Annotated in this window: 24 protein-coding genes; 11 read left to right on the top strand and 13 right to left on the bottom strand. The window is 56.5% G+C overall.

Translation table 11 applies throughout. The annotated features are described in order from the left end of the window. Window positions 1-84 precede the first annotated feature (84 nt). Complete coding sequence (locus tag WBY09_RS14710) at window positions 85-2,007, top strand: SLC13 family permease (protein WP_336233126.1); 1,923 nt, start codon at window positions 85-87, stop codon at window positions 2,005-2,007. A gap of 116 nt (window positions 2,008-2,123) precedes the next feature. Beyond that, a complete protein-coding gene (locus tag WBY09_RS14705) occupies window positions 2,124-2,903 on the top strand; it encodes a hypothetical protein (RefSeq protein ID WP_064781194.1) in 780 nt (259 codons plus the stop codon). Between the two features lie 69 nt (window positions 2,904-2,972). Here the strand turns inward: WBY09_RS14705 and folD are convergent, their stop codons facing one another. The 3 genes from folD to WBY09_RS14690 are packed head-to-tail and all read right to left on the bottom strand — an operon-like array spanning window position 2,973 to window position 4,547. Further along, the gene (gene folD, locus WBY09_RS14700) at window positions 2,973-3,872 is read right to left on the bottom strand and encodes a bifunctional methylenetetrahydrofolate dehydrogenase/methenyltetrahydrofolate cyclohydrolase FolD (protein WP_336233125.1); all 900 of its coding nucleotides are present in this window, start codon (window positions 3,870-3,872) and stop codon (window positions 2,973-2,975) included. After that, a complete protein-coding gene (locus WBY09_RS14695; RefSeq protein ID WP_336233123.1) occupies window positions 3,869-4,201 on the bottom strand; it encodes a DUF167 family protein in 333 nt (110 codons plus the stop codon). Before WBY09_RS14695 ends, folD begins: the two co-directional genes overlap by 4 nt. Window positions 4,202-4,250: 49 nt before the next feature. Next, window positions 4,251-4,547, bottom strand: a complete 297-nt coding sequence (locus WBY09_RS14690) for a YggT family protein (RefSeq protein ID WP_336233122.1) — start codon at window positions 4,545-4,547, stop codon at window positions 4,251-4,253. Window positions 4,548-4,824: 277 nt separating this feature from the next. Between WBY09_RS14690 and WBY09_RS14685 the strand changes: the two genes are divergently transcribed. Continuing rightward, a complete protein-coding gene (locus WBY09_RS14685) occupies window positions 4,825-5,418 on the top strand; it encodes a DNA-3-methyladenine glycosylase I (protein ID WP_336233121.1) in 594 nt (197 codons plus the stop codon). Here WBY09_RS14685 and WBY09_RS14680 read toward each other — a convergent pair. From WBY09_RS14680 to WBY09_RS14655, 6 genes are all read right to left on the bottom strand, one after another. After that, on the bottom strand, window positions 5,415-6,464 hold the full coding sequence (locus tag WBY09_RS14680) for a LacI family DNA-binding transcriptional regulator (protein WP_336233120.1): 1,050 nt from the start codon (window positions 6,462-6,464) through the stop codon (window positions 5,415-5,417). The two genes, WBY09_RS14685 and WBY09_RS14680, sit on opposite strands and share 4 nt — an antisense overlap. A gap of 116 nt (window positions 6,465-6,580) precedes the next feature. Continuing rightward, on the bottom strand, window positions 6,581-7,192 hold the full coding sequence (locus WBY09_RS14675) for an alpha-ketoglutarate-dependent dioxygenase AlkB family protein (RefSeq protein WP_296992691.1): 612 nt from the start codon (window positions 7,190-7,192) through the stop codon (window positions 6,581-6,583). Between the two features lie 95 nt (window positions 7,193-7,287). Further along, window positions 7,288-8,739 carry a TolC family protein gene (locus WBY09_RS14670; protein WP_336233119.1) on the bottom strand — a complete coding sequence of 484 codons (1,452 nt, stop codon included), beginning with the start codon at window positions 8,737-8,739 and terminating at the stop codon, window positions 7,288-7,290. Between the two features lies 1 nt (window position 8,740). After that, window positions 8,741-11,932: an efflux RND transporter permease subunit gene (locus WBY09_RS14665; protein ID WP_336233118.1), complete on the bottom strand. Its 3,192-nt coding sequence runs from the start codon at window positions 11,930-11,932 to the stop codon at window positions 8,741-8,743. Window positions 11,933-11,934: 2 nt separating this feature from the next. Next, window positions 11,935-13,104, bottom strand: a complete 1,170-nt coding sequence (locus WBY09_RS14660) for an efflux RND transporter periplasmic adaptor subunit (protein ID WP_197146592.1) — start codon at window positions 13,102-13,104, stop codon at window positions 11,935-11,937. A gap of 343 nt (window positions 13,105-13,447) precedes the next feature. Then, entirely contained in the window at window positions 13,448-15,559 is a 2,112-nt protein-coding gene (locus tag WBY09_RS14655; protein ID WP_197146591.1) for a methyl-accepting chemotaxis protein, read from the bottom strand. 88 nt (window positions 15,560-15,647) lie between these two features. Between WBY09_RS14655 and WBY09_RS14650 the strand changes: the two genes are divergently transcribed. Together WBY09_RS14650 and WBY09_RS14645 are read left to right on the top strand one after the other, a co-directional pair. Then, on the top strand, window positions 15,648-15,884 hold the full coding sequence (locus WBY09_RS14650; RefSeq protein WP_197146590.1) for a hypothetical protein: 237 nt from the start codon (window positions 15,648-15,650) through the stop codon (window positions 15,882-15,884). A gap of 46 nt (window positions 15,885-15,930) precedes the next feature. Further along, a complete protein-coding gene (locus WBY09_RS14645; protein WP_008889783.1) occupies window positions 15,931-16,839 on the top strand; it encodes an AraC family transcriptional regulator in 909 nt (302 codons plus the stop codon). 66 nt (window positions 16,840-16,905) lie between these two features. Here WBY09_RS14645 and speB read toward each other — a convergent pair whose 3' ends face one another. Beyond that, entirely contained in the window at window positions 16,906-17,961 is a 1,056-nt protein-coding gene (speB, locus tag WBY09_RS14640) for an agmatinase (RefSeq protein WP_336233117.1), read from the bottom strand. 166 nt (window positions 17,962-18,127) lie between these two features. Here speB and WBY09_RS14635 point away from each other — a divergent pair, with 166 nt between their 5' ends. The 3 genes from WBY09_RS14635 to WBY09_RS14625 all read left to right on the top strand — a co-directional run bounded on the left by WBY09_RS14635 (window position 18,128) and on the right by WBY09_RS14625 (window position 20,405). Further along, entirely contained in the window at window positions 18,128-19,036 is a 909-nt protein-coding gene (locus WBY09_RS14635; protein ID WP_336233116.1) for a LysR family transcriptional regulator, read from the top strand. A 173-nt stretch (window positions 19,037-19,209) separates the two neighbouring features. Beyond that, a complete protein-coding gene (locus WBY09_RS14630) occupies window positions 19,210-20,079 on the top strand; it encodes an AzlC family ABC transporter permease (protein WP_336233115.1) in 870 nt (289 codons plus the stop codon). Beyond that, window positions 20,076-20,405 (top strand): AzlD family protein, encoded by a 330-nt coding sequence (locus WBY09_RS14625; protein ID WP_197146586.1) that lies wholly within the window; start codon window positions 20,076-20,078, stop codon window positions 20,403-20,405. Before WBY09_RS14630 ends, WBY09_RS14625 begins: the two co-directional genes overlap by 4 nt. A gap of 76 nt (window positions 20,406-20,481) precedes the next feature. Here the strand turns inward: WBY09_RS14625 and WBY09_RS14620 are convergent, their stop codons facing one another. From WBY09_RS14620 to WBY09_RS14610, 3 genes are all read right to left on the bottom strand, one after another. Continuing rightward, window positions 20,482-22,077: a peptide chain release factor 3 gene (locus tag WBY09_RS14620; RefSeq protein ID WP_008889778.1), complete on the bottom strand. Its 1,596-nt coding sequence runs from the start codon at window positions 22,075-22,077 to the stop codon at window positions 20,482-20,484. Window positions 22,078-22,180: 103 nt separating this feature from the next. Then, window positions 22,181-23,218 carry a permease gene (locus WBY09_RS14615; protein ID WP_336233114.1) on the bottom strand — a complete coding sequence of 346 codons (1,038 nt, stop codon included), beginning with the start codon at window positions 23,216-23,218 and terminating at the stop codon, window positions 22,181-22,183. Window positions 23,219-23,267: 49 nt separating this feature from the next. Then, window positions 23,268-23,591 (bottom strand): ArsR/SmtB family transcription factor, encoded by a 324-nt coding sequence (locus WBY09_RS14610; protein ID WP_336233113.1) that lies wholly within the window; start codon window positions 23,589-23,591, stop codon window positions 23,268-23,270. Window positions 23,592-23,752: 161 nt separating this feature from the next. On the opposite strand from WBY09_RS14610, the gene WBY09_RS14605 reads away from it, so the two are divergent. The 3 genes from WBY09_RS14605 to WBY09_RS14595 are packed head-to-tail and all read left to right on the top strand — an operon-like array spanning window position 23,753 to window position 26,167. Continuing rightward, on the top strand, window positions 23,753-24,097 hold the full coding sequence (locus WBY09_RS14605) for an ArsR/SmtB family transcription factor (RefSeq protein WP_197146585.1): 345 nt from the start codon (window positions 23,753-23,755) through the stop codon (window positions 24,095-24,097). Then, window positions 24,098-25,129: an ACR3 family arsenite efflux transporter gene (gene arsB, locus WBY09_RS14600; RefSeq protein WP_197146584.1), complete on the top strand. Its 1,032-nt coding sequence runs from the start codon at window positions 24,098-24,100 to the stop codon at window positions 25,127-25,129. It abuts the gene before it with no gap. Between the two features lie 12 nt (window positions 25,130-25,141). After that, window positions 25,142-26,167: an ArsJ-associated glyceraldehyde-3-phosphate dehydrogenase gene (locus WBY09_RS14595; RefSeq protein WP_197146583.1), complete on the top strand. Its 1,026-nt coding sequence runs from the start codon at window positions 25,142-25,144 to the stop codon at window positions 26,165-26,167. The last annotated feature ends 4 nt before the right edge of the window (window positions 26,168-26,171 follow it).

The following is a 26,171-nucleotide window of genomic DNA, read 5'->3' as shown; positions in this document are numbered from 1 at the left end:
GGACGAACTTGACCGCGCATCGCCGCCCTCATAGGCTTCAATCCCGATCGCGACAAAAGCGCCCCAACAAACAGGACAGCCCGAATGAGCACCCCGCAAATCATGATTCTGGCCGTGCTGCTTGGCACCGTCGTGCTGTTTTTATGGGGGCGCTGGCGCCATGACATGGTGGCGATGGCATCCCTTCTGGTCTGTGTGGTTCTGGGGTTGGTTCCGACCGACGGGGCCTTTGTCGGATTTGGCCATCCGGCCGTGATTACGGTCGCCTGTATACTGATCTTGTCTTCCGCCCTGCAAAGGTCAGGGGCGGTTGATACCCTGTCGCGTACCGTCCTGCCGCAATCGGCCGGGCCGTTTGTCACCATGGCAGCGCTCAGCCTTCTGGCCGCGATCCTGTCGGCCTTCATGAACAATGTCGGGGCACTAGCGCTTTTGATGCCGATTGCCCTGCAAATCGCCAACAAACAGGACCTGCCGCCAGGCAAAATCCTGATGCCGCTTGCCTTTGGCTCGATCCTTGGCGGCATGACGACGCTTATCGGCACGCCCCCCAACCTGATCGTTTCGGGCTTTCGGGCCGAGGTAAACGGGGCAGGATTTTCGATGTTTGATTACAGCCCGGTCGGCGTTGCCATCGCCCTTGCCGGACTGCTGTTTGTCATTCTGTTGGGCCGTTTTCTGGTGCCAACCCGCGAGCGTGCCGGGGCCGAAGGATTTGAAACCGGATCCTATTTGACCGAGGCCCGCATTACCGAGGGCAGCAAGGCCATCGGCATGTTCATGCGCGAAATCAATGACGAGCTTGAAAAGTCGGACGCGCAGGTGATCGGCCTGATCCGCAACGAACGCCGCATTCCGGCACCAAGCCCCTATCGCGAACTGCAACAGGACGACATCCTGCTGATCGAAGCCGAACCCGAAGGACTGGCAAGTGCCCTTTCCGGCCTTGAGCTGACCCTGGAAGCCGAACTGCGCAGCGAAGAAGCCAACGCCGAACAAAAGGAAGAAGCCAAGGAACAGGTTCGCGCGCAAAAGGCACAAAAGGCAGCCGAAAAATCCGGTGACGCGCCAAAGGCTGACGGCGAAAAGGATGACGCCTCCAAATCTGAGAAAAAGGACTCTGATACAAAGAAAAGAGCCCTTCAGTCCGACGATATCTCCCTGATCGAAGTCGTGGTCCTGCCAAACGCCTCCTTCATCGGGCGATCTGCGGCCGATATCCGCATCCGCAGCCGCTATGGCATCAACTTGCTGGCGCTGTCCCGTCAGGGACAACGTTCGATGTCACGCTTGCGCACCATGAAAATGCAGGCGGGTGACGTGCTTTTGATGCAAGGAACGCCTGCTTCTATTCACGAATTTGGCAATCGCCTGGGCTGCGCGCCGCTGGCCGAACGGTCGCTCAACCTTGGCGATAAGACACAGGCGCTCAAGGCCACCGCCATCATGGCCGTTGCAATTGCGCTTGCGGCCTTTGGCATCCTGCCTGCCGCCATTTCGTTTGCACTTGGCGTGCTTGCCACTTTGCTGGTGGGTGTGGTCTCGCCGCGCACCCTTTATGATGCGGTCGACTGGCCGGTGGTTGTGTTGCTGGCCGCGCTGATCCCGGTCGCCAATGCCATGGAAAGTACCGGCAGTGCCGATCTGATTGCGCGCTTCCTGCTCGATACCGTCGCACAAGGAAGCGCGCCAGTTGCCCTTGCCCTGATCCTTATTGTCACCATGACGCTCTCGGACTTCATGAACAATGCCGCAACCGCCGCCGTCATGTGCCCGATTGCAATTGGCAGCGCCGCCCAACTCGATGCCAGCTCCGACCCGTTCCTGATGGCGGTCGCCATCGGCGCCTCGTGCGCGTTCCTGACCCCCATCGGCCATCAGAACAACACCCTCATCCTCGGCCCCGGCGGCTTCCGCTTCAGCGACTACTGGCGCCTCGGCCTGCCGATTGAAATCATCGTCGTGGCTGTGGGTGTACCGATGTTGCTGTGGGTTTGGCCGCTTTAGCAATCACGGCAGCAAATAAACCACAGGAAAACGCTGTCGAAAATATTTCCTACCAAAACTTATTCCATATAAGGTTGTATTAGATAAACACTCTATAGCCTTTGAGGTTAAGTTGCATGTCAAAGCCGGACTCACTACGCTTAACAGTCGAAATCAAGAACAAACGCCCAGTCCAGTTGCTTGAATTAACTGCATCTTTTTCCGCGTATGCAGAAGAGTACCAACGATTTGCGCAGTCAGCAGGCCACGATACCGCGGGCGAGAATGTACAGCTATATGTTCAGGAAATACGAACAGGTAGCATAATCGCCGACTTCATAAGTCTTGCAGAACAAGCATCAATAATTCTGGAGCATCGAGAAGTTTTAGCTGGCTTTGCCTCTCATCTTAGTGAAATCGCACACCACTATCTAGGCAACAAAAAGATTGAAAATTTCTCCGCTTCAAAACCGCAATTAAAAAACTATCTGAATATTTTCAAGCCCATCGCGAAAGACACAGGCTCCCAAATAAACAACATCGTTCAAGACGGTGGTGTAGTTATTCAACAGTTCAATATAACATCATCTGAAGCAGAGAAGCTGGTCAGAGCCGTTTCATATGATCTCGTTAAAAAGCCAATAGAAGACGAGCAGCGGTTTACCGATGAGGCCCTCACTGTTTACCAAGCACGAGATAATTCTGACTCCGGCAACATGGGCCGTATTGATCGTTTTTCGAGAAAGGCCCTAAAACTTCTGTTTGCTAACGACGAAGTACGTAACGAGGTTATGGAAACAGAAGAAAACGTTTTTCATCTCATCTTTATAGTGGATGGAAAGGTAATAATGTCGGAAAACACCCCAGTCGCTTACCATATTTCAAACGTTGTTGATGCTTTCGTCAAGCCGGAGTAGCTTGCAAAAATACCACGAAAAAAGGGCAGCCGATGGCTGCCCTTTTCAGTTTCAATTTGCTCACATGGCTTAGCTGTCAAAACCAAGGTTCGGCACTTCAAGGCCATTGGCACGACAAGCCGAAATCAGGGTGTTGTTCAGAAGACACGCAATGGTCATCGGGCCGACACCGCCCGGAACCGGGGTGATGGCACCGGCGACTTTGGATGCGGTTTCAAACTCGACATCGCCGACCAGCTTCATTTTGCCTTCAGCGCCTTCAACGCGGTTGATGCCGACATCAATCACGGTGGCACCCGGCGCGATCCAGTCGCCCTTGATCATGTTCGGGCGGCCAACCGCGGCAACCACGATATCGGCACGACGGACTTCTTCGGGAAGGTCGCGGGTACGCGAATGCGCGATCGTGACCGTGCAGCTTTCCTTCAGCAGCAGTTGCGCCATCGGCTTGCCAACGATGTTCGAACGGCCAACCACGACCGCACGTTTGCCCGACAGGTCCCCAAGCGCATCTTTAAGCAACATCAGGCAGCCATACGGCGTGCAAGGCGCGAAACCTTCGCCGCCCGTCGCCAGAGCGCCGGCATTCACAACGTGGAAGCCGTCAACATCCTTGGCCGGGTCGATGGCGGCCAGAATGGCCTGCTCGTTGATGTGCTTGGGCACCGGAAGCTGACAAAGGATGCCATGGACATTTTCATCGGCATTCAGCTTGGCGATCAGGGCCAGCAGGTCTTCTTCGCTGGTTTCCGCCGGGAGCTTGTGCTCATAGGAATTCATGCCGCATTCAAGGGTTTGTTTGCCCTTGTTGCGGACATAGACCTGACTGGCGGGGTCTTCGCCGACCAGAATGACGGCCAGACCCGGTGTTACGCCATGTTCGGTTTTAAGTTTCGATACTTCGGCTGTGATGTCGGTGCGCAGTTTGGCTGCGAATGCCTTGCCGTCGATGATTTTCGCGTCACTCATATGTCTGTCCGCCCCGTGAGTTGGGATATTTTCGCCATCAGCTCTTCGGGATTTCCGTCGATCAGCAGCGTTTTGGTGCGATCAGTTTGCCCGGAAACAATCCTGACCGACGATTTAGGACATTTGGCCGCTTTTGCCAAAAGTTTTATCAGCGCCTGATTGGCCTTGCCGTTTTCCGGCACCGCCGTCACCGATACCTTAAGCCACTGCTGCCCGTCAGTGTCGGCCACCACATCGCCAATCGCGTTCCGCGATGCCTTTGGTGTTAACCGAACAAACAGCCGAACCCCTGATGGCTCGGACCGTAACACGGGCGCGTGATCAGACATTGTCTAAATGAGACATTTTACTAGGCGAAATGAGACATTAGGGTCAGGCCTAATACCCGATAAGCGCCATCCGGACATCGGTCTGGATCAGCATGTTGGCGAACTGCAAAATCAGGATCAGGATGATCGGCGAAATATCAATGCCGCCAAGATCGGGCATGATCCGCCGGATCGGGCGCAATACCGGTTCGGTAACCCGATAGAGGAAATCACCAACCAAATAAACAAACCGGTTGCTGGTATTGATCACGTTGAACGCCACAAGCCATGACAGGATTGCAGATGCAATCAGCATGAAAATGTAGATCCCCACCACAGTGTCAATAAGCCAAAAAATCGCCAGCATCGCCGCTCCTTACAATCGCCGGGCGCACGGATGCTTTGGGCCCGGAAAGATGTTTGCACGCAGCAAAACCTAGTCGGCAATTGCGCCTGACGCAAGCACACAGCGTTGATTTTGCCGCAAATGAGCGCAAGTTTTCATCGCTTTGTGATCATGCTCACCAACCGGCTTGTCAAAACGCCTGCCAGAAACTGTCAGGAGATGTCAGGCGCACCCCGATTACAGCTTGCGAGTTCGCATGCTCCACGGCCAGAATGCGGGCATTCAAGGAGGAAGACACATGCCAAACACTGATCATCAGCACCACCCGCGCTGCGGCTGGGCCCTGAGCCATGCCGACAAGCCGTTCTATGTCGATTATCACGACACGGAATGGGGTGTGCCGGTGCATGATGACCGACATTTCTTTGAAATGCTGATCCTTGAAGGTGCGCAGGCGGGCCTAAGCTGGCTGACCATTCTGGCACGGCGGGATACCTATCGCGCGGCTTATGACAATTTCGATGTGAACAAAGTCGCGGCCTATGACGCGGCCAAGCAGGAAGCCCTTCTGGCCGATCCCGGGATTATTCGAAATAAATTAAAAGTCGCGGCGTCTATTCAAAATGCGCAAACATTCATCGCCATCCAAAAAGAGTTCGGAAGCTTCGATTCTTACATCTGGTCATTTGTAGGAGGAATGCCTGTGATCAATCACTGGAAACGGATGTCAGATGTGCCGGTTTCGACCGACCTCAGCGACAAAATCTCCAAGGATCTGAAAAAACGCGGCATGAAGTTCGTCGGCACCACAATCATCTATTCCTTCCTGCAGGCCACGGGGATCGTAATGGACCACACGACGGATTGTTATCGCTACGCCGAGCTCGCCTAGTTCGGGGCCTGAGTAGAGCCACGCAGCAACAGGCTGGTTTGAAGAGTGATGGTTTTGCCCGGTTCATCGGACAGCGCCATTTCGGCAGCAAGCCTTCCTTTTTCCACCGAATCCTGATGCATGGTGGTGAGTGGCGGGTCGGTGCGTTCGCCAGCGACAATGCCATCAATGCCAATGACCTTGAGATCGCCCGGCACGTTGCGCCCGATGGCACGCGCGGCGTCGATTGCGCCGATGGCAATCACGTCCGACATGGCGAGAATGCCGTTGATTTCGGGATGGTTTGACAGAAGCTCTGTCGTCATTTGCGCACTTTGTTCGGACTGGTTGTCGCATTCGATGTGGACAACATCACTTGCGGCAATTCCGGCGGCCTCAAGCGCCGCGTGATAGCCCGCCAGCCGTTCGCGCACAACCCGGTGGCTGGCCGCGCCCAGACGGTTGGGGCTCATCGGGCCGAAATGATCGTGTTCGGTTGCCTGCAGCGACAGAATAGCGAATTTCGAGGCGCCGCAATCGAGCAAATGCCGGGCCGCATTTTTTGCCGCCGAGAAGTCATCGAGTACCACTGTGCCCGCCGCACCGGCAATGTCGGTATCGATACTGATCAGCGGCTGATTGCGACGCTGGATGGCCGCAATGATATCGTTATTATCGGAATAGCAATGCACCAGAAAGGCATCGACCGCGGCGTTATTGACCGCGGCAATCGCCTGTTCGGGGTTTTCGGCCGAAATGATCATGACATTGACGCCGTGGCGGGCGCATTCGCGCCCGATCCCGCGCAGCAGCTCAATCGCCACCGGATCAGTAAAGGCATATTCAAGATTATCGGGAAATACGACACCCAGCGCCCCCGCCTTGCCGGTGCGCAGCATGCGCGCCATCACATGCGGCCCGCGATAGCCCAGTTCGCGCGCGGCTTCAAAGATGCGTTCGCGGACTTCCGGGCGGACCAGGTCAGGCTTGCCAAACGCATTGGAGGCTGTCCCTTGCGAAACCCCGGCCGCCTTGGCGACATCCAGAAGTTTTACGCGTTTTGCCATGCGTGCCTTATCCCCGAAACTGTCGTGTGTGATCTTTACCCAGTTGAATTGCCGACACTATAGCCAGAACCAGCACGATACTACCAGAACGCATTACCGCGTCAGGACACGATCACTTATCGGCTTTCGGGGCGGGTATTGCGGAAGGTCAGGTTGATCCGCGGTCCGACCTGGCGGGCGGTCTTTGGCAATTGATGCAGCCAGCAATGCTGGGTCGCGCCTGACATGATGAGTGCTGAGTTATGCGGCAAATCGATGCTGAGGCGATCACCGGTTTTCTTGTGGCGGAAATGAAACCGGCGTTCCTGCCCAAATGTCAGGCTGGCAATCACCGGGTTTTCGCCCAGAACTTCCTCGTCATCGGCGTGCCAGGAAACGCTGTCGCGCCCATCGCGATACTGGTTGAGCAGCACGGTGTTAAAGCGCGCCCCTGCCAGTTCTTCGGCCAAGGTGCGTAACGGGGCGACGATAGAGGGAAACGGGCTTGCCGGGTGATACACCCCGCTATAGCGATAGGCGACTTCGCCATACCAGGCGGTCAGACGCGGGACCGGGATTTCCTTGCCATGGAGTTTGGCGATTTCCTGTTGCCAGACGATGTTGCTTTGCAGCCGGGCAAAGGTCTTGTCGGCTTCATCAGCATCCATGATGTCACGCAGCAACAACACTTCGCCGTCAAAGGGCAAAAGATTGCGTGGTGGTTCATTGGCAAACAGATCGCCGGTCATGGTTTTCCCCGGAATGCAGATTGCCAAAGACCTAGGATGAACGGCGGCGAAACTCAAGCCACAGTTTGCTGATATGTGCTTTGCCGCAACAGGTTCTAGCCGTTTACCAACGTCACGCCAGCCTCGTTGGCATAACGTTCGACATCCTCGACACTTAAGCCCGCCGCACTATAGAGATTGATGGTTTCAAGTTCCAGATCGGTTTCTGAATCGGCCAATGATTGCAGCGACGTTGTCAGACTGCGCTGGGAATCGAGCACATCAAGAAAGTCCGACAGGCCCTGCACGTAGCGCACGCGTGACTGTTCAAAGGCATCGCGGTGATATTGCACCGATGCGATCAGGGAATCGCGCTGTGCCACCGCCCCGACATAGCCGTAAATCGCACTTTCGACTTCCTCAATCGCGCTCAGAAGTGTCTGGCGGTAGGTCAGGAAGGCTTGTTCTGCCTCCTCCTCGGCCACCGTGATATTCGCACGCCGTTCGCCACCATCATACAGGGTCGCATCGATCAATGCGCCGATGGCCGCCATGGCGGTGCGGACAATCGGACCGGTGCCATAGCCGGTCACACCAAGGGCCAACGACCCATCAAGCGTCAATTCCGGATACAGCGTTGCGGTTTCCACCCCGATTTGCGAGGTCGCGGAAATCAGCGCCAGCTCGGCCGCGCGCACGTCCGGGCGACGGCGGAGCAAATCGGCCGGGATGCCAATTGGCGGGCTGCTTTGAAATTCGGGCAATGGCGATGCATCCAGCAACAGATCACGATGGGTGCCCGGCTGTGCGCCAACCAGAATCGAAATCGCGTTGATCGACCGGTCAATGGTGGTTTGCAGGATCGGAACCGTCGCCTCAAGATCGGCGACCTCGGCGCGCGCACGCGACAGATCAAGCTCGGACCCCAGCCCGGTTTGCAAACGGACCTGCACGATGTTGCTGGTCTGGCGTTGCAGATCAAGCGAGTCCCGCAAAAGGGCCAGGCGCCGCTGCGCCCCGCGCAGTTCGATATAGTTGCGGATGATGTCGCCGATCATCGTGCGATAGACGTCTTCGCGCAGGTAGACCTGTTGAAGATAATCCGCCTCGGCGACTTCTTCCTCGCGGGTTTGACCGCCCCAGATATCGGCGGTCCATTCCAAATCAATGCCCGCGCCATAGCCAAAATCATCTACCTGGCTGCCGCTGGCGCGGCTGGAGGTCGACCGGCTGGCCGATCCGTTAACCGATGCGCCAACCTGCGGCCCATTGGCCCCGGTAACGCCACGTGCAGTGGCCGCCGCTGCACGGATGCGGCTTATTGCGATCTGAAGATCGATATTGTTTTCGACACCTTCATTAATCAGACCATTTAAAACCGGGTCGGTGGTGCTTTCCCACCAGCGGTCCTGTTTGCTTTGATTGGCGGCAATTACCGGGATTTCCGGGGTGTAGGCCCCGACAAGGTCGAAGTTCGGCGCGGTGTAATCCGGCCCGACAGACTGACAGCCAGCCAGTGCAAGCAAAAGGGCAATTCCCGAAATCGCAGAAATGTGAGGATTATTCATATTATTTCGCACTTCCTTGAAGACCGCCACTTCCGGGCTCCGCCGCGACATGTGATGCCGCCTCGCCATGATCAGGAATGGCTTCGGCGGCGCGCAGTTGCGATTGCAGTTTCTTGCCACCATCGGCACGGGCCGACACCAAGGGCGCTAGCAACAGATAGAGCACCGGGGTCAGGAACAATGTAAAGACGGTGGCAAAGCCAAGACCGCCAAACACCACCCAGCCAATGGCCGCACGCGCCTCTGCCCCGGCACCGGTGCCAAGGACAAGCGGCAAGCCGCCCAGAACGGTGGAAATCATGGTCATCATGATCGGACGCAAACGCACCATCGCGGCATCATGCACGGCATCGCGCACGGATTTCCCGGCATCACGCAACTGATCGGCAAATTCGACAACCAGAATCCCGTTCTTGGCCATCAACCCGACCAGCATCACAAGCCCGATCTGGCTGTAGATATTGATTGAGGTGCCACTCAGCTCCAGCGCATAGATCGCCGCCGCCAAACCAAACGGCACGGTCAACACCACTACAAGCGCGGAGGTAAAGCTTTCGAACTGGGCGGCCAGAACCAACAACACGACAAGGACGGCAATCAGGAAGGTGATCTGTACATCATTGGCGGTTTCACCAAGGGCGGCGGCATTGCCAAGGAACAGGATGCCGACACCGGGTGGCAGCAACTGATCGCCAACCGTGTTCACATCCGCGACCGCCTCGGCCAGGGTATAGCCCGGTGCCAGATTGGCCGAAATGGTGACGGCGCGTTGCTGCCCTTCGCGTTCAAGTTCGGAGGCGACGGCTTCTTCGGTCAAGGTGATGACAGAAGACAGCGGCAGGATGCGACCATTGGTGCCGGTGACAAACAGATTTTCAAGGTCCGACGGGTCATTGATGCTGCCCAACGCACTGCGCAGCTTGATCGGGACGTTCTGGTCATCGACATTGATTTCGGTGACTTCGTATCCTTCGATCATCGCACGCAGCGTGGTATCAAGTTCTTCGATCGGGATACCGAGATCAAAGGCGCGCTTGCGATCAATATTGACCAGAAGCTGCGGTTGGGTGGTTTGATAGGATACCCGAAGGCCGGTGAAGCCGGGATAGTTCGCCTCGATCTCCTGCTGCATGACGCGGGCATTTTCGGCCAGCGTGCGATAGCTTGTCCCGGTCAGGGCAAATTCAAGTCCCTCGCCCGTACCGCCGCGCAAACCCAGACTGTTGGGCTGCCAGACATAGGCCTGCACACCCGGAAGGGCATTCAGATCCCCGCGGATCGACGCGGTAATTTCCTGCTGCGAGCGGGACCGTTCTTCCCACGGTTTTAGCGGGGCGATCACAAGGGCGCGGTTCGGATCCCACAGGCCAACAATGGTGTAGATGTTATAGGCATCCCCCGCCTCGACCACCGGGCGCAGGATGTCTTCAACCGCCTCGACCTGACGGTCCATATAGTCGATGCCGACCCCGTCCGGACCCCGCATGGAAACAAGAATACGTCCGCGATCCTCATCGGGCAGCAATTCCTGCGTAACGTTGGTATAGACGCCAAAGGCAAGCCCACCGGCAACGACACAAATCATTACGGTAATGATCGGGCTGCCAAGGGCGGCTTCGAGAATGCGGCGATAAATCCCGGCGCAGAAGAAGCCGAAACGCTCCAGCATGTTGGGGGCGTCGTCGGCCTTGCCATCATGCGGATCGATATGTTTCAGGCGCGATGCCAGCATCGGACACAGCGACAGTGCGACAAAGGATGACACCACCACCGCAAAGGCCAGCACAAAACCGAATTCACGGAACAGACGCCCCGCCGTGCTTGGCAGGAAAGAAATCGGAACGAACACCGAAATCAGTGTCAGCGTGGTGGCGATCACGGCAAAGAACACTTGGCGCGAGCCGAGCACTGCCGCGGCCATCGACCCAAGCCCCTGATGACGGCGGCGTTGAATGTTTTCAAGCACAACAATCGCGTCATCGACAATCATGCCGGTTGCCAGAACCAGCGCCAAAAGGGTCAGGATGTTGATCGAAAAGCCCATCGCCCAGATGGCGGCAACCGTACCGATCAGGGCAATCGGAATGGTGATGGTCGGGATCAGCGTCGCGGTAAAGGATCTGAGGAACAGATAAAGCACCCCGATCACAATCGCGATGGCAAGACCGAGACTAAAGATTACTTCCCACAGCGCGCCTTCGATAAAGACCGCGTCATCGGAGTTCACGAACACATCAAGATCGTCATATTGCTCGTTGAGGCGTTCAACGACATCGCGCACGCCATTGGAAATCGCAATCGTGTTGGATTGTGCCTGACGGGTAATACTCAGCCCGATCACCGTGCGACCATTCAGTCGCACATAGGATGTTGCATCGTCCGGGCCGTAATAGATATCGGCAACGTCGCCCATCTGGACACCGTCGCGCACCAGCATCTGGTTCAGTCTGTCGACCTCCCAAACGGATGCATCGGCACGAACAAACAATTTCTGATCGGATGATTCAAAACTGCCGGCGGGAATATCAAACTGGGCGGTTCGCAGAAGGTCGGCCACATCCTGAACCGACAGGCCATAACTTGCCATGCGGAGCGGGTCGATGCGCACATGCAAAACGCGTTCGCGATCCCCGTTAACCCCGACCTCGGCCACTCCGGGCACAGACAGCAAGGACGGGCTGATCTGGTCTTCGACGATGTTGGCGAGTTCTTCCTCGGTCAGGCTGTTGCTGACAACCGCAATGCGCATGATCGCACTGGCATCGGCATCGGCCTTGACCACGCGGACGTTTTCCACCCCGTCGGGCAGGCTGCGTTCCGCACGGCTGATGGCTTCGCGGATGTCGCTGGCGGCATCGTTGATTTCAACATCTGGGTAGAATTCGATGCGAATGCGGGCATTGGCTTCTTCGCTTTGCGAACTGATTTCCTTGATGCCACTGACGCGCGATGCCGCACTTTCGATGATCCCGGTGACTTCGGAATCGACCGTTTCCGGCGATGCCCCGTCATAGTCGGCGGTCACGGTGATGGTCGGGCGGTCGACATTGGGCAGTTCGCGAATTTCGACCCCCAGCATCGCGGCAAGACCGGCCAGGATGATCAGCATGGACACCACACTGATCAGAACAGGGCGTCGGATACTGAGTGACGCAAGATCGTTATGATCGTGATTTTCGGTTCCTGTCGTCATGATCAGGACCCCTCGCCAGCGCCTTCGCGGGTGGCAACGCCGCCCGCATCCGACGGCGCATTTTCAGGCGCGGGGTTATCACCGCGAATGGTTGCCGAAACAGTCCGGCCCGGACGCAGACGCAAGACGCCCTCGACCACGACCAGATCACCCTCTTCAATCCCGCCATCCAGAAGGATCCGGCCATTGGTCCGTTTCACAACACGGACGGGAACGCGCGAGACCTTGTCTTCATCGCCGATCCGCCAGACATAGGTGCCTTCATCACCCCACAGGACCGAGATTTCGGCAACAGCGGGGTATTGTTTGCCTTCGATGTCGACATAAACCGCAAAGGACATCCCGGCGAGCAGGCGACTATTGGGGTTTGGCACCCGGGCGCGCACGGCAAAGGTGCGGCTTTCGGGATCGATACGGCTGCCAATAGACTCAACCACACCGGTGAATTCCTCGCCCGGCAGGCTCCAGGTTTCGACCCGGACAGACTGGCCGGGACGGACATTATCAAACCGTGTTTCGGCAACTTCGAAATCGACCAGAATGCTATCGATATTATCAAGCGTTACGATGGCTGTGGAGCTGTCAACACGGTCGCCAGCCTCAACCTGCGGAATGCCGACGATGCCATCAAACGGGGCCAGAATGGTCCGATCGGCCAGATTGACCTCTGCCTGATCAAGGGCAATGCGGGCCTCGGCCAGGGCGGTGCGGGCACTGTCGACTTCGCTTTCGGCAACGGCACCCAGCGGACGGGCCTTTTCATAGCGGGCAAGAAGTTGTTCGGCATCGCGGGCCTGAACAGCAGCAAGATCGCGGGCAAGGCGTTCGCGATCAGAGTCCAGGATGACAAGAACCTGTCCCTCGGTCACCTTGTCACCGGCGCGTACAAGCACATCTGCAACTTCGCCCGACACGGCTGGATAGATCGAAACGCCCAGGGCCGATTTGCCCGTGCCGACCGCTTCGACAACGGTCTTTTCATCCATCAGGCTGGCATATTCGGCAATGACCGGAAGACTGCGTTCGCCGCCACCGCCGCGCTGTGCCGTGCTTGCGGGTTGCGCATCGGGCGCAATTAACGCCGTGATGTCGTCTTTGGCAAAGATATAGGCAGAGGCCGCAACAACAATCAGTGCAACACCTGCGATCAGAAGCGTTGATTTACGCGCCATCACATTGATACTTCCAAGTCGGGCTGACCAAACAACCTTACTGCAAATGACACTGTTCCCGCGCCGGGAAAGTGCCGGTATTTCAATTCAGTACCGAATAGTAGGCTTTATGCTTTTGATGAAATACCGTTGCCCCGAACGATATTGCAACCCGCCAGTGAGAACCACACAAAAAGTGTATCAGAAACGTCGCAGTTTGTATCTTAACTGCTGACAAATCCTGCGTTTTGCGCCGATAGCACTGAGCAAATGCATTAGGCCTGCACACCCTCTATACGGTGTGCAGGCCTTTGTTGTTCAATTTTGAATTTTAGCAGTGAAACGGCGGGCTGATGCCGACAAATCAGGCGGCACCGCGCTGTTGCGTTTGCGGGAAGACCACCAGATTGTCATCGTGCCATCTGGTGGTGTCGTTGGCGTTGTCGTCATCAGCATCTGCGTCTTCGTTGCCTGCCGCGGACGCCACCGCACGGTCAAGGGATGCTGTGAGCTCGGTCACATTGCGGTCAACCTCGTCGGCACGACGATTAAGATCAAGGCTGAGCTTGCGGGTGACTTCGATATCTTCGGATACTGCACCGATGGCAGTCGCAACATTGCGCACCGCATCGCCGGCAAGGGCGATGGCACCGGTAATTTCCTCGGTCTCGCGGCGTTGATGTTCAACATCGCCTGCGACCTCTTCGGAAATCGACATCATCGAACGAACCGTGACCCCGACATCCTCCATCGAGGCAACACAGCGATCGGTAACAGCGCCCATGGCGTTGACATGTTCGGTGATCTGTTCGGTCGCGCGTTCGGTCTGGCTAGCAAGGTTTTTGACCTCTGCCGCGACCACGGCAAAGCCCTTGCCAGCATCCCCCGCACGAGCGGCCTCGATGGTGGCATTCAGAGCCAGCATGTTGGTTTGCCCGGCGATGCCCCGGATCAGGTCGACAATCTGTTCGATGCTGGTGGCAACTTCGCGCAGGTCATCGACGGCCTTTGCCGATTCCTCGGTCGAGCCGACAGCACTTTGCGCGATTTCACGTTGATGTTCGACGCGGTTGGCGATCGAGACGATGGCTTCGCGCAGACGGTTGGCAGCATCGCCGATGGCATTGGAATGCGACTGGCTGTCGTGTGCGGCACTGGTTGCGGTTTCGGTTTGTCCGGTGACGCGTTCGGCGGCGGCCGCGACCTCGACCACGGCTTCGCGCATGCGGGTCACCTGATGATTGACCGATTTGACAAGACCGGTGGTCTCGCCCTCAATCGTTTCGGCCATCGCGCCAAGCGATGCACGTCGTTTTTCTTCCTCGATGCGCTGAAGCGTGATGCGTTCCTCGGCCATTTTTTCGATCTTAAGCGCGTTTTCGCGGAAGATCGCAACGGTCCGTGACATCGCCCCGAATTCATCGCGGCGCTTGATATCGGCAAGCGCGATATCGGTGTCGTTTTCACTGAGCCGCGTCATGTCACCATTTACCCGACGCAGCGGACGCAGGATGCTGATCGCGATGCCAAGGGCAAGGGCGACGGCAATCAGAACCCCGATGGCGGCAACCACGATGTTGGTCAGGGCCGAGTTTTCCGACTGATTATGGGCGGCCTCGACCAGGGCAGTTTGATTGGTCATGGCGTCTGTTCGGATATTCTGAGTGATGGTCTGGACTTCACGGACGGCCGATTTGAAGTCATCCATCGATTGACGGAACCCGGCGATGGAGGCTTCGAGCTGGTTGGCACCCTGTTTTAGCAAGTCATTGTCGCGGATCGCGTAGGAGAAAAGTTTTTTCTCGTTGCGCGTCAGACCGTCAAAGGACGCTTTGATTTCTTCCTGAAGATCGGTCAGGGCCGAGGTCTGCGTGCGGGCGGCATCAAGTGAGTCCGCGGTACGCAGGATCGGGAATTGCAGGGAATTGACGATGGCAGCCAAGTTGGCCGCGCCAAGCTTGTCTGCATATTTCTCGGCGATCACCGGATCGCGTTTGGCGATGAAATCTTCAAGCTGGCTTGCGGATTTGCCAAGCTGATTGGCGCCAAGCAGCATGGTTTCCGATGCCGCCGACAGGTTTTCAGCCCGCAGCACAAGGGGCTCCAGCGTTGCGATGTAATCGGCACTAAGGCTTTCAAGTGCATCTGCGCGATCACTATCGCCGTTTTGACGCAGTTGGGTGACAAGGGTGGCACCGCTTTGCTCGGCCGCCTCGCGCATGGTGGTGATGCCTTCGCGGTCAAGCGGATCAACCGTCTGGGCAAACAACAGAACCTGGTTGGAAAGACGTTCCAGACGCAGTGCATAGTCATTGGCAAGCCCGACCAGACCAGTACTTTTGGCAATGCGGTCTGCATGTGCGCCAAAGCCCAGAAGATATGTTGATGACAGGGCAGACAGGCCAACCAGCAGAACAACCAGAACAAAGAAACCGGCGAAGATGCGCGATCCGATACGAATGCGATCAAGAAACATGGGACATCCAAACAGCAAAATTTACGTTTGGCGCGATTCATACATGTGTGCAGGGCGCGGTTTTGTAACAGTTGGATGAAACCCGCATTTGTCGATCAAACAAGGTGCCGGATGGTCATTTGCGCTGCGCAAAACAACATTCCGGCCACCCGAAAATGTTCATATGAACATCGCATTATACAATTGGCCGAAGGTCATTATCCGTTTCGAAGGGCTTCAAAGCGGCAGATTTCCAAAAATCAACCGCGACTCGACCCTCCGCCGCAAGGTTGCTCGGGCCTCCGGCGATTTTTTTGGAATGATGCCAACTAAAATGTCACGATGACAATATTGTACAAGCTGGCATCCGCCCTTGGCGTTATAATGGCCTTATGAACAGTGCTGCGCGACAGAACACGGCAGCCCAGCGTCGCCAGACGTCATCGCGACCGGCGACCGGCCGCCCCCGCGAGATTGCCCGCCACTGGCGGGCAGCCGACGGCATTGATATGTTCGAAGCCGATTACAAGAATTTCTCTTTCCCAAAACACAGCCACGACTATTACGCGTTTGGCACTGTCCTGAACGGGGCGGAGCGGTTTACGACCCGCGGGACAAATTATGTCGCCGCGCGGGGGCAGCTTTTGATGATGAACCCGATGCAAGTGCATGATGGCAGCCCGGCATCCGATGATGGCTATCAATACCAGATCATGTTCATCGACCCGAAGGTGTTTGGCGATCTGGTGACGGAGCTTTCGCCCAAAAACAGTGGCCTGCCGTTTTTTGGCTCCTGTGTCGTCAACGACCCGGAATTGCATTTGCAACTGCAAGGGCTGCACCGCCTGTTTCGCCCGAATGACGATGGCAGCAACGGCAGCAACAGCTTGTTGGAACGCGACAGTCAGCTTCTATACAGTGCCGCCCGGCTTGCGCTGCGCCATGCCGATGCCCCGCCCTATCTGTATCAGCCGGGGTCAGAGGACAAACGTGTTCGGGCGGTGATTGACTATATGGCGGCACATCTGGATGCCAATATATCGCTTGATGATCTTGCGATGATTACCGGGCTCAGCCGGTTTCATTTGCTGCGCGTGTTCCGGGCGGCAACCGGGCTTCCGCCGCATACCTATTTCAATCATATGCGGTTACGGCGTGCCAAGCGGTTGCTGTTTGACGGGGCGAGCATTGCCGATGCGGCCGCGGCCACCGGCTTTGCCGATCAAAGCCACCTGAACCGGCATTTCAAGGCCATGTGGGGTGTCAGCCCCGGCGCGTTTATCGCAAGTCTTGATCCCTAATCGGGCACAAAATCGACATCGCCTGCCCGTCACACGCTTAGCTTGGGCAGGCGACATCAGTTGTATTTACGCGCCAGCGTCGCGGCGCTTCATCGCATCGACCACCAGACACAGTTCTTCGAACAGGACCTGTGCGGCGATATGGGCGGTGTTGGTGGTGGCATCATATTGCGGGGCGACTTCGACAACATCCGCACCGACAAAATCAAGCCCCTTGAGCCCGCGCAGGATCGCCAATGCCTCGCGCGAGGTAAGGCCACCGACTTCCGGCGTGCCGGTGCCTGGTGCGAAGGACGGATCGAGGCAATCAACATCAAAGGACAGATAAACCGGGCCATCTCCGACCACTTCATGGGCCTTGGCGATTACGGCATCAATGCCCATTTTCGGCACTTCTTCGGCGTGGATCACGGTCATGCCGCTGTCATAGGAGAATTCCCAGACATATTCTGACGCACCGCGAATACCGATCTGGATGGTGCGTTCGGGATCAAGGACGCCATCCATAACCGCTTCACGGAACGGGCCGCCATGATGGAAGCGCGAACCGTCATAGGCACCGCAGGTGTCGCAATGGGCATCAAGATGGATCATGCCAACCGGGCGATCCTTGCCCACCGCCTTCTGGATCGAATAGCTGATCGAATGATCACCGCCGACCGCAATCGGAATGACGCCAGCGCCGACAATCTTGCTGAAGTAGGCCTCGATATCTTCGTGGCAGCTTTCAAGCGAATAGCGGCTGCGGAACGGGACATCGCCAATATCGGCAATGCGCGCCATCGCACCGGGCACCATGCGAAGGACATGTTCATACGGACCGATGCGTTCGATATTACGCACCGCGCGCGGGCCAAGACGGGCACCGGCACGGTTGCTCACCCCAAGATCCATCGGCACCCCGACGAGTGCGATGTCGAGGTCTGCGAAGTTGTCACTTTCGGCATCGGCGGCAAACGGTGCATCAAGGAAAGTCGGCACGCCAGCAAACGGCCATTTGCGCCCGCCACTTTCGGAAAACTGCGATGCTGCCACTTCGCGGAAATGCGGATCAAAGATGTCGGCACCCTTGGCGTTGCCGTATTTTTCACGCAGTTTTGCAAGCTTGTCGTCGGTGAACATGGGACCTCCTGAAGTGGCACATCGGTTCGATACGATCTGAACCAATGGCCGGATGTTTTTGTTGGCCCGATCAGATCAAATTGCGCGGCCGTTAAAAATCACGTATTTCTGAACTTTACTTTGGCAATCCTCAAAGTAATGACCCCTTGCCCATGGACCCCGCCCGATGATCACGGAACAGGCCGATCTCAAGCTTTTGCGCATCTTCCTGACCATCGTCGAGGCCGGGGGTTTTGCCGCGGCGCAAAGTGATCTCAATCTGTCACTTTCAACAATTTCAAGCTATGTCACCGCCCTTGAAACACGGCTGGGGTTCACGCTTTGCAAACGCGGACGGGGTGGTTTTGCCCTGACACGCGAAGGCCAAGTGGTGTTTGAAGAAGCCCACCGGCTGTTCAAATCGGTCGCGCAATATGAAACCAAGATGCGGGCGCTGCGTGACAAGCTGAGCGGCACTCTGACCATCGGGCTTACCGATAATACCATCACCGATCCGGGGGCACGGCGGATCGAAAAGACCATTGCGCGGTTTATGGAACGCGCACCGGATGTGACGCTCAATGTCGTGACTTATCCGCCCAATGACCTGCTGCGCGAAGTGGTGACCGACAATATCCAGATCGGTATTTGCAGCTTCCCAAAGACCGTGCTGGGTCTGCGCTATATCCCGCTTTATGACGAAATCCACCGGTTCTATTGCGGCTCAGACCATCCGCTTTTTGCGCTGGATGATGCGGACATAGATATTGATGAAATCCGGCGTTATCGCCTGATCGGGCGCAAATCCTGGCTGGGTCGGGATTTGAAGGAATTCGCGATTTCCCGCCCGCATGCGACCGTCTCGGACATGGAGGCCGAAGCACGCCTGATCCTGTCAGGCGCCTTTTTGGGCTATTTGCCAGAACATTACGCCAAGCAGTTTGTCGAGGCCGGGCGCATGCGCATGGTGCTGCCGGATCGGTTGAAGGTGAAGGTCACCTTTCAGGCAAGCCTTGATGACAGCAAGCAACCCGATCCGATCACCAAGCTGTTCCTTGATATGCTGATCGCCGATTTCGCCACCGCGCCGGACTAGCCCCTAGGGCCAAAACCGGCACCAACAACCGATAGCAATATCGTCCAATACCGCCTATTTGATATCGGGCAGTATGGCGCCTGAAATGATGGCTCCTCGCCCACCCGTTTACGCCCATGAAAGTGCCGGTCGCCAAAACGAGCCGGCACCAACAACCACAGGAAACGTCGGAAATGTCACGCCCCGGACAGACCGAAAGTCAGACCGAGAACCAGCCCCAAAACCAGCCCCAGAGCCAACCCGAGATCGGGCATTTCGACGCGGACACCATCCGGCGCGGTGCCCTTGCCTGCCTGCCGCTTTTGCCCAGCACCATCATCTTTGGGGCGGTGCTTGGGGTGTTGGCCGCACAGCGTGGATTGTCGCTTGGCGAGCTGTTGTTCATGAGCCTGGCTGTATTTGCCGGATCGGCACAGTTCGTGTCGGTCGATCTTTGGCGCGAAACCATTCCAAGTGCCACCATCATCATCGCAACGGCGGTGATTAATATGCGCTATATCCTGATCGGGGCGTCACTGCGACCGGTGTTTCGCGGTCGACCGCTGTGGGTCAAGGTGACCGGCATGCATATGGTGGCCGATGAAAACTGGGCCGTTTCGATGACGCAAAAGGATTTGGCCAATCCGGGCTTTTTGCTGGGTGGGGGGATTTTCCTGGGCGTGGTTTGGGCGACCGGCAATACGGTGGGTTACCTGCTTGGCGGGGGCATTCCCGACCCGGAAGTTTATGCGCTTGATTTCGCTTTTACCGCCGTCTTTGCCGCGCTGACCATTGGCATGTGGAAGGGCAAGGTTGACCTTTTGCCATGGATTGCCGCCGCAATCGGATCGGTCATCGGCCATTACACCTTGCCCGGCACCTGGTCGATCCTGGCCGGTGCGGGTGCGGGTGTCCTTGTCGCCGCCCTGACTTGGCGCGAAGACATGGATGATGACAGCCTTGAGGCCGAATTTGCCGTTGAAGGCCGCGATGCTTATGGCGCGCCCGAAGGCACAAACGCTGCCAAACCTGTGACGGAGACTGCAATGGAGACGGGCCAATGACCCAATTCCCTGATCTGACAAGTTTCAGCCTTGAAGCCGTTCTGACCATCCTTGGCATGGCGGCGGTGACCTATGGCATGCGTCTGGGTGGGCTTTTGATGGCGGACCGTTTGCCGCAACATGGCCGCTGGGCGCATGTGCTGGAACGCCTGCCCGGTGCGGTTTTGATTTCCGTCTGGGTGCCAAGTGCGCTTTCGGCAGGTGCGATTGGCATTGCCGGGGCAGCCGCCACCGTGATTACCATGGCGCTTGCGCGAAACCTGTTTGCCGCCATGGCCGTGGGGATGGTTCTGGTCGGTGTTGGCCGCTATTTCATCGGCAACTAGACAACCGCCGAAGACCCGCAAAGAAAAAGCCGCCCTCGGATGAAGGCGGCTTTTTGCGTTTGGCTGCGTGCAGTAATTACGCTGCAATCAGGTTCTGTTCGCGGGTGGCCTCGAATTTGAGGTTCGGCCAGTCGCGTTGCGTGGTTTCAAGGTGCCAGGCGTTACGCGCGATGAAGACCAGTGTTTCGTCATGGTCTTCGAACAGCGCGGACTGGTTGGCATCCCGGAATTTCTTGATTTCAAGCGGATCATCGCCCACCACCCAGCGGGCGGCATAGGCAGGCGTCGGTTCGAAATGCACCTTGATGCCGTATTCGGCAGAGATGCGTTCTTTCAGAACCTCGAACTGAAGCTGTCCGACCACGCCAACGATCCAGTCCGCGCCCATCATCGGCTTGAAGACCTGCGATGCGCCTTCTTCGGCGAGCTGTTCAAGCGCGCGCTGAAGGTGCTTGCCCTTGAGCGGATCATCAAGGCGGACTTTCTGGAGCAATTCCGGGGCAAAGGCCGGAACCCCGCGGAAGCGAAGATCTTCGCCCTCGGTCAGGGTATCGCCAATGCGCAGCGTGCCGTGGTTCGGAATACCGATGATATCGCCCGGCCAGGCTTCTTCGGCAATGTCACGTTCATTGGCAAAGAACAGCATCGGGTTATGCACCGCCATCAGTTTGCCGGCGCGCACATGCTTAAGCTTCATGCCGCGTTTGAAATGGCCCGAGCACAGACGAATGAACGCAATGCGGTCACGGTGGTTCGGGTCAATGTTGGCTTGTACCTTGAACACGAAGCCTGCGACCTTTGGCTCCACTGCTTCGACCAGACGCGTTGCCGCTTCTTGCGGGCGCGGGGTAGGTGCGATTTCGCCAATGCCGCGCAACAATTCACGCACGCCAAAGTTATTGACTGCCGACCCAAAGAAGACCGGGGTCAGATGGCCTTCGCGGTAGCTTTGCAAATCAAATGGCGGACAGATTTCGCGCACCATTTCGACTTCTTCGCGCAGCTTTTCCAGAAGGTAATCCGGGATCAGTTCATCAAGCTTTGGATCATCAAGCCCCTTGATCGGAATGGCTTCCTTGACGACGTTGCCGCCTTTTTCCATGAACAGAAGCTGATCATTGACCAGATCATAACAACCATGGAAATCACGGCCCGAGCCAATCGGCCAAGTCACCGGCGACACATCAAGGGCAAGATCCTGTTCGATCTGATCGATCAGTTCGAATGAATCACGGGCTTCACGGTCAAGCTTGTTAACGAACGTCGTGATCGGCACGTCACGCAGACGGCAGACCTCAAACAACTTGCGTGTCTGGGCCTCGATGCCCTTCGCACCGTCAATCACCATGACAGCCGAGTCAACGGCGGTCAGCACGCGATAGGTATCTTCGGAAAAGTCTTCGTGGCCCGGCGTATCAAGCAGGTTGAAGATATTTTCTTCGAACTCGAACGTCATAACCGCAGAGGACACGGAAATACCGCGATCCTGTTCGATCTTCATGAAGTCCGAACGGGCACCCTTTTGTTCCTTTTTCGCCTTCACTGCACCAGCCATCTGTATGGCACCCCCGAAAAGAAGCAGTTTTTCGGTCAGGGTGGTTTTACCCGCATCCGGGTGAGCAATGATAGCGAAGGTACGGCGACGCGATACCTGCTTGTCAATCATCGACATGGTTATCAACTTTAATCCGATATGAATTTCTTGGCGCGCAATGTAGCGATTTTTAACGTCATTGCCACCGTGAAATCATCATATCGGACATGAAGCGGGCGGTTTAACCCAGCCAGGCTTGCGAAATAACGCCAATTGCGAACGAACCGACCAGCGCGTAAACCAGATACAGCGCAACGACCGGCTTTTTGACCAGCGCAAAAACGGCAATCGCCGCCGGGATCGACGACACCCCGCCTGCCACCAGAAACGCCATCGCCGCCCCCGATTGCATGCCCTGCGCAATCAGGCCTTCCATGATTGGAAGGGCGGCATAACCATTCAAATAGGCCGGAACCCCGACAAGGGTGGCAATGGCAATCGGGCCAATCCCGTCCCCACCAAGCAATCCACTCACACTTTCGGCCGGGACATAAGCAACCATGATGCTTTCAAGCAGGAAGGCAAAGGCGATCCATTTGCCCAAAAAGATCATGTTGGCAATGGCGGACGATCTGAACTTTTTGATCCGTTCATCATCGCGCCAGAATTTCCAGACAACCGCCTTGTGCGAACGGACCTTGGCCCCGCCGCAGCCACCATTGCCAACCCCGTCACGCAACGGGTCGGCAAGGAAGCCCCGCGAGCCCAGCCATAGGGTGATAAAACCACCCATCAGACCAAGGCCAATCGCCGAGATCATTTTAATCACCGCAAATTCGGTCCCAAGCGTGCCCGCGGTCAGAACAAACATCGCCGGGTCAATCACGGGCGAGGCCAACCAGAACGCCATGACCGGCGCCAACGGAACCCCCATAGCAAGCAGAGCTGCGATCAGCGGGATCACCCCGCAGGAGCAAAATGGCGACAGCGCCCCAAAGGCGGCCGCGGTAAACACCATCCGCACAGGCCGCCCGGCGAAGGCGCGCGAAATCAGGTTATCGGCCCCGGTTGCCGTCGCATAGGCAGCAATACCGATTGAGAGCACCAGAAAAGGTGCCGTGCCAACAAAGGACTCAGCCGTGAACTGCAAACTTGGGACAAATTGCGGCGCGTCAAAGATAAAGATCGCGGCAAGGATAATGCAGGCTGCCAGCAAAACCCGGTCTGTTTGACGGGCAGAAGTGCCGATGCGGCGCAATTGAAATGTCAGGGCACTCATATCCATATCCCTAGAAAATTAGTTATATTGATCCAAAAAAAAGCCCGACCTAGCAGGCCTTTTCCGTTTCACTGGCGACATCAAGATCGACACCGCTGCAGCATTCATCGGTGATAAAGCCGACAAGATCGCGCATAACATCGAAATCCGCCCGGTTACGGGTTTCGCGCCCCAGTTTTTCCTGTTTGACCAGACCAGCCTGAACCAGGGTGCCCAGATGATGGGAAAGGGTCGATGCCGGAAGGCCAAGCACCCGCCCGATATCGCCAATATTAAGTCCCTCGTCCCCGGCTTTGACCAGCAGACGATAGATTTTCAGACGGGCTTCGTGGCCCAGTGCGGCAAAGGCCGGTGCAATGGTTTTTTCACTCATGCGGTCATTATAACTATATTTCTAGTTATTTAAATACATTTTCTGAAACGCCCGCATCTGGCTGATTCAAATATCCTTTTTGACGTCGCACTTGGGCATGACCACCACTGCAATACAAATGTCACTTGCCAGCGCCAATATATGTCGATATTTCCCGACATATGGAAACAAAACACGCAATCAGCGCCCTTGGCGCCTTGGCACAGGAACACAGACTGGCAGCATTCCGCTTGCTGGTCCGGGCCGGGAATGACGGTATTGCCGCGGGCGAACTGGCCCGGCAGATATCCATTCCGCACAACACCATGTCATCACACCTGACCACACTTAGTCAGGCCGGGCTGATTACCAGCACCCGCGAAGGCCGGTCGATCATTTACCGGATCGTTCCCGATGCCATGCGCGATCTTCTGGGGTTTCTTGCAGATGACTGCTGTCAGGGGCACCCCGAACTGTGCGGGCTGCCAAGCCGTTCTGCCACCGTCGATAAAAAAGGATGCTGCTAGATGGGTATTTTCGAACGTTTTCTGACCATCTGGGTTGCTGTCAGCATCGTGGTCGGCATCGTCTTGGGCGAGATGTTCCCCGGCGTGTTTCAGGCGATTGGCAATCTGACCGTCTATGAGATCAATCTGCCGGTGACGGTTCTGATCTGGTTGATGATTGTGCCAATGTTGATGAAGGTAGATTTTGGTGCGCTTCTCGAAGTCGGTCGGCAATGGCGCGGGATCGGTGTCACGCTTGGTGTGAATTGGCTGATCAAACCGTTTACCATGGCAGCCCTTGGCTGGTTGTTTATCGGCTTTCTGTTCCGCCCGCTTTTGCCCGAGTCACAAATCGAAAGCTATATCGCCGGTCTTATCCTGTTGGGGGCAGCCCCCTGCACGGCGATGGTGTTTGTCTGGTCACACCTGACCAAGGGGGATGCGAACTTTACGCTGACCCAGGTAGCACTTAATGACACGATCATGATCTTTGCCTTTGCGCCGATTGTGGCCTTGTTGCTGGGCATTTCGGCGATCACCATTCCTTGGGAAACGCTGACCATTTCGGTTGTGGCGTTTATCGTTATTCCAGTGATTGTCGGCCAGATCATCCGAAACCGCGTCATGAAAGGCGGGGTCGCGGCATTCAATAGCTTTGATGCCAGGCTTAAACCCGTATCGATGATTGCGTTGCTTAGCACGCTGGTTCTGCTGTTTGCCTTTCAGGGGCAGCAGATCATTGCCCAGCCGATGATCATTGCCCTTCTGGCGGTGCCGATCATTTTGCAGACCTACTTCATCGCCGCCATCGCCTATGTCGCCAACAAGGTGCTGGGTGTGGAGCATAAAATCGCCGCCCCGTCTTCGATGATCGGGGCCTCGAACTTCTTTGAACTGGCTGTGGCGACCGCCATCGGGTTGTTTGGCTTTTCATCGGGGGCGGCCCTTGCCACCGTGGTTGGTGTGCTGGTCGAAGTGCCGGTGATGCTGTCGCTTGTCGCCATTGCCAACCGCACCCGTGGCTGGTTCACTCCATCAAAAATTGCAAACTAACGGAGCCCTGATATGAGCCGCAAAATCCGCATTGGCATCAATGGTTTTGGCCGCATGGGCCGTCTGGTTCTGCGCGCAGGATGGGGTCACCCGGACCTTGAATTTGTCCATATCAACGAAATCAAGGGCGGGGCGGTTACCGCGGCCCACTTGCTGGAATTTGATTCGGTCCATGGCCGCTGGGGTAATGGTGTTGCCTGCATCGATGATTATGTGGTCATCGATCAGACGCACAAGATCAGTTTTAGCGAAAATGCCACCCCCGGCGAGACCGATTGGGTCGGCATGGGATGCGACATTGTTCTGGAATGCACCGGCAAGTTCAAAACGCCCGAGACATTGAAGTCCTATTTTGATCAGGGGGTTAAAAAGGTCATCGTTGCCGCCCCGGTCAAAGAAGGTGCGCTTAATATCGTCTATGGCGTGAATGATGATCTTTATGACCCAACGCAGCATCACCTTTTGACCGCGGCGAGCTGCACGACCAACTGTCTGGCACCGGTGGTCAAGGTCATGCATGAGAAACTTGGCATCGTGCATGGATCGATCACCACCATTCATGATGTGACCAACACCCAGACGATTGTTGATCTGCCGCACAAGGATTTGCGTCGTGCGCGGTCGTGCCTGCAATCGCTTATCCCGACCAGCACCGGCTCGGCGACCGCAATCACGATGATTTACCCGGAACTCAAGGGCAAGCTGAACGGTATTGCCGTGCGTGTCCCGTTGCTGAATGCGTCGCTGACCGATTGTGTCTTTGAAGTCGCAGAAGACACCGATAATGAGACCGTCAATCGCCTGATGCGCGAGGCATCTGAAACCTATCTTGCCGGTATTCTTGGCTATGAAGAACGCCCGCTGGTCAGTGCCGACTACCTTAATGACAGCCGGTCTTCGATTATCGATGCCGGATCAACGATGGTGATCGACAAGCGGCAGGTCAAAATCCTGGCCTGGTATGACAATGAATGGGGATATGTCTGCCGGATGGCGGATTTGGCGGCCAAAGTCGCGCAACACCTGTTGGGGAAATAGCAAA

Origin of the sequence: Thalassospira sp. CH_XMU1458 (assembly GCF_037027205.1) — a bacterium.
Classification (GTDB): domain Bacteria; phylum Pseudomonadota; class Alphaproteobacteria; order Rhodospirillales; family Thalassospiraceae; genus Thalassospira; species Thalassospira tepidiphila.
The sequence above is the reverse complement of the archived record's forward strand: the minus strand, read 5'-3'. Positions and strand labels throughout refer to the sequence as shown.

Excerpts from the sequence above, each read along its gene's own strand:
- WBY09_RS14710 (WP_336233126.1), top strand. The coding sequence starts at position 85 with ATGAGCACCCCGCAAATCATGATTCTGGCCGTGCTGCTTGGCACCGTC.
- WBY09_RS14705 (WP_064781194.1), top strand. The coding sequence starts at position 2,124 with ATGTCAAAGCCGGACTCACTACGCTTAACAGTCGAAATCAAGAACAAA.
- folD (WP_336233125.1), bottom strand. The coding sequence starts at position 3,872 with ATGAGTGACGCGAAAATCATCGACGGCAAGGCATTCGCAGCCAAACTG.
- WBY09_RS14695 (WP_336233123.1), bottom strand. The coding sequence starts at position 4,201 with ATGTCTGATCACGCGCCCGTGTTACGGTCCGAGCCATCAGGGGTTCGG.
- WBY09_RS14690 (WP_336233122.1), bottom strand. The coding sequence starts at position 4,547 with ATGCTGGCGATTTTTTGGCTTATTGACACTGTGGTGGGGATCTACATT.
- WBY09_RS14685 (WP_336233121.1), top strand. The coding sequence starts at position 4,825 with ATGCCAAACACTGATCATCAGCACCACCCGCGCTGCGGCTGGGCCCTG.
- WBY09_RS14680 (WP_336233120.1), bottom strand. The coding sequence starts at position 6,464 with ATGGCAAAACGCGTAAAACTTCTGGATGTCGCCAAGGCGGCCGGGGTT.
- WBY09_RS14675 (WP_296992691.1), bottom strand. The coding sequence starts at position 7,192 with ATGACCGGCGATCTGTTTGCCAATGAACCACCACGCAATCTTTTGCCC.
- WBY09_RS14670 (WP_336233119.1), bottom strand. The coding sequence starts at position 8,739 with ATGAATAATCCTCACATTTCTGCGATTTCGGGAATTGCCCTTTTGCTT.
- WBY09_RS14665 (WP_336233118.1), bottom strand. The coding sequence starts at position 11,932 with ATGACGACAGGAACCGAAAATCACGATCATAACGATCTTGCGTCACTC.
- WBY09_RS14660 (WP_197146592.1), bottom strand. The coding sequence starts at position 13,104 with ATGGCGCGTAAATCAACGCTTCTGATCGCAGGTGTTGCACTGATTGTT.
- WBY09_RS14655 (WP_197146591.1), bottom strand. The coding sequence starts at position 15,559 with ATGTTTCTTGATCGCATTCGTATCGGATCGCGCATCTTCGCCGGTTTC.
- WBY09_RS14645 (WP_008889783.1), top strand. The coding sequence starts at position 15,931 with ATGAACAGTGCTGCGCGACAGAACACGGCAGCCCAGCGTCGCCAGACG.
- speB (WP_336233117.1), bottom strand. The coding sequence starts at position 17,961 with ATGTTCACCGACGACAAGCTTGCAAAACTGCGTGAAAAATACGGCAAC.
- WBY09_RS14635 (WP_336233116.1), top strand. The coding sequence starts at position 18,128 with ATGATCACGGAACAGGCCGATCTCAAGCTTTTGCGCATCTTCCTGACC.
- WBY09_RS14630 (WP_336233115.1), top strand. The coding sequence starts at position 19,210 with ATGTCACGCCCCGGACAGACCGAAAGTCAGACCGAGAACCAGCCCCAA.
- WBY09_RS14625 (WP_197146586.1), top strand. The coding sequence starts at position 20,076 with ATGACCCAATTCCCTGATCTGACAAGTTTCAGCCTTGAAGCCGTTCTG.
- WBY09_RS14620 (WP_008889778.1), bottom strand. The coding sequence starts at position 22,077 with ATGTCGATGATTGACAAGCAGGTATCGCGTCGCCGTACCTTCGCTATC.
- WBY09_RS14615 (WP_336233114.1), bottom strand. The coding sequence starts at position 23,218 with ATGAGTGCCCTGACATTTCAATTGCGCCGCATCGGCACTTCTGCCCGT.
- WBY09_RS14610 (WP_336233113.1), bottom strand. The coding sequence starts at position 23,591 with ATGAGTGAAAAAACCATTGCACCGGCCTTTGCCGCACTGGGCCACGAA.
- WBY09_RS14605 (WP_197146585.1), top strand. The coding sequence starts at position 23,753 with ATGGAAACAAAACACGCAATCAGCGCCCTTGGCGCCTTGGCACAGGAA.
- arsB (WP_197146584.1), top strand. The coding sequence starts at position 24,098 with ATGGGTATTTTCGAACGTTTTCTGACCATCTGGGTTGCTGTCAGCATC.
- WBY09_RS14595 (WP_197146583.1), top strand. The coding sequence starts at position 25,142 with ATGAGCCGCAAAATCCGCATTGGCATCAATGGTTTTGGCCGCATGGGC.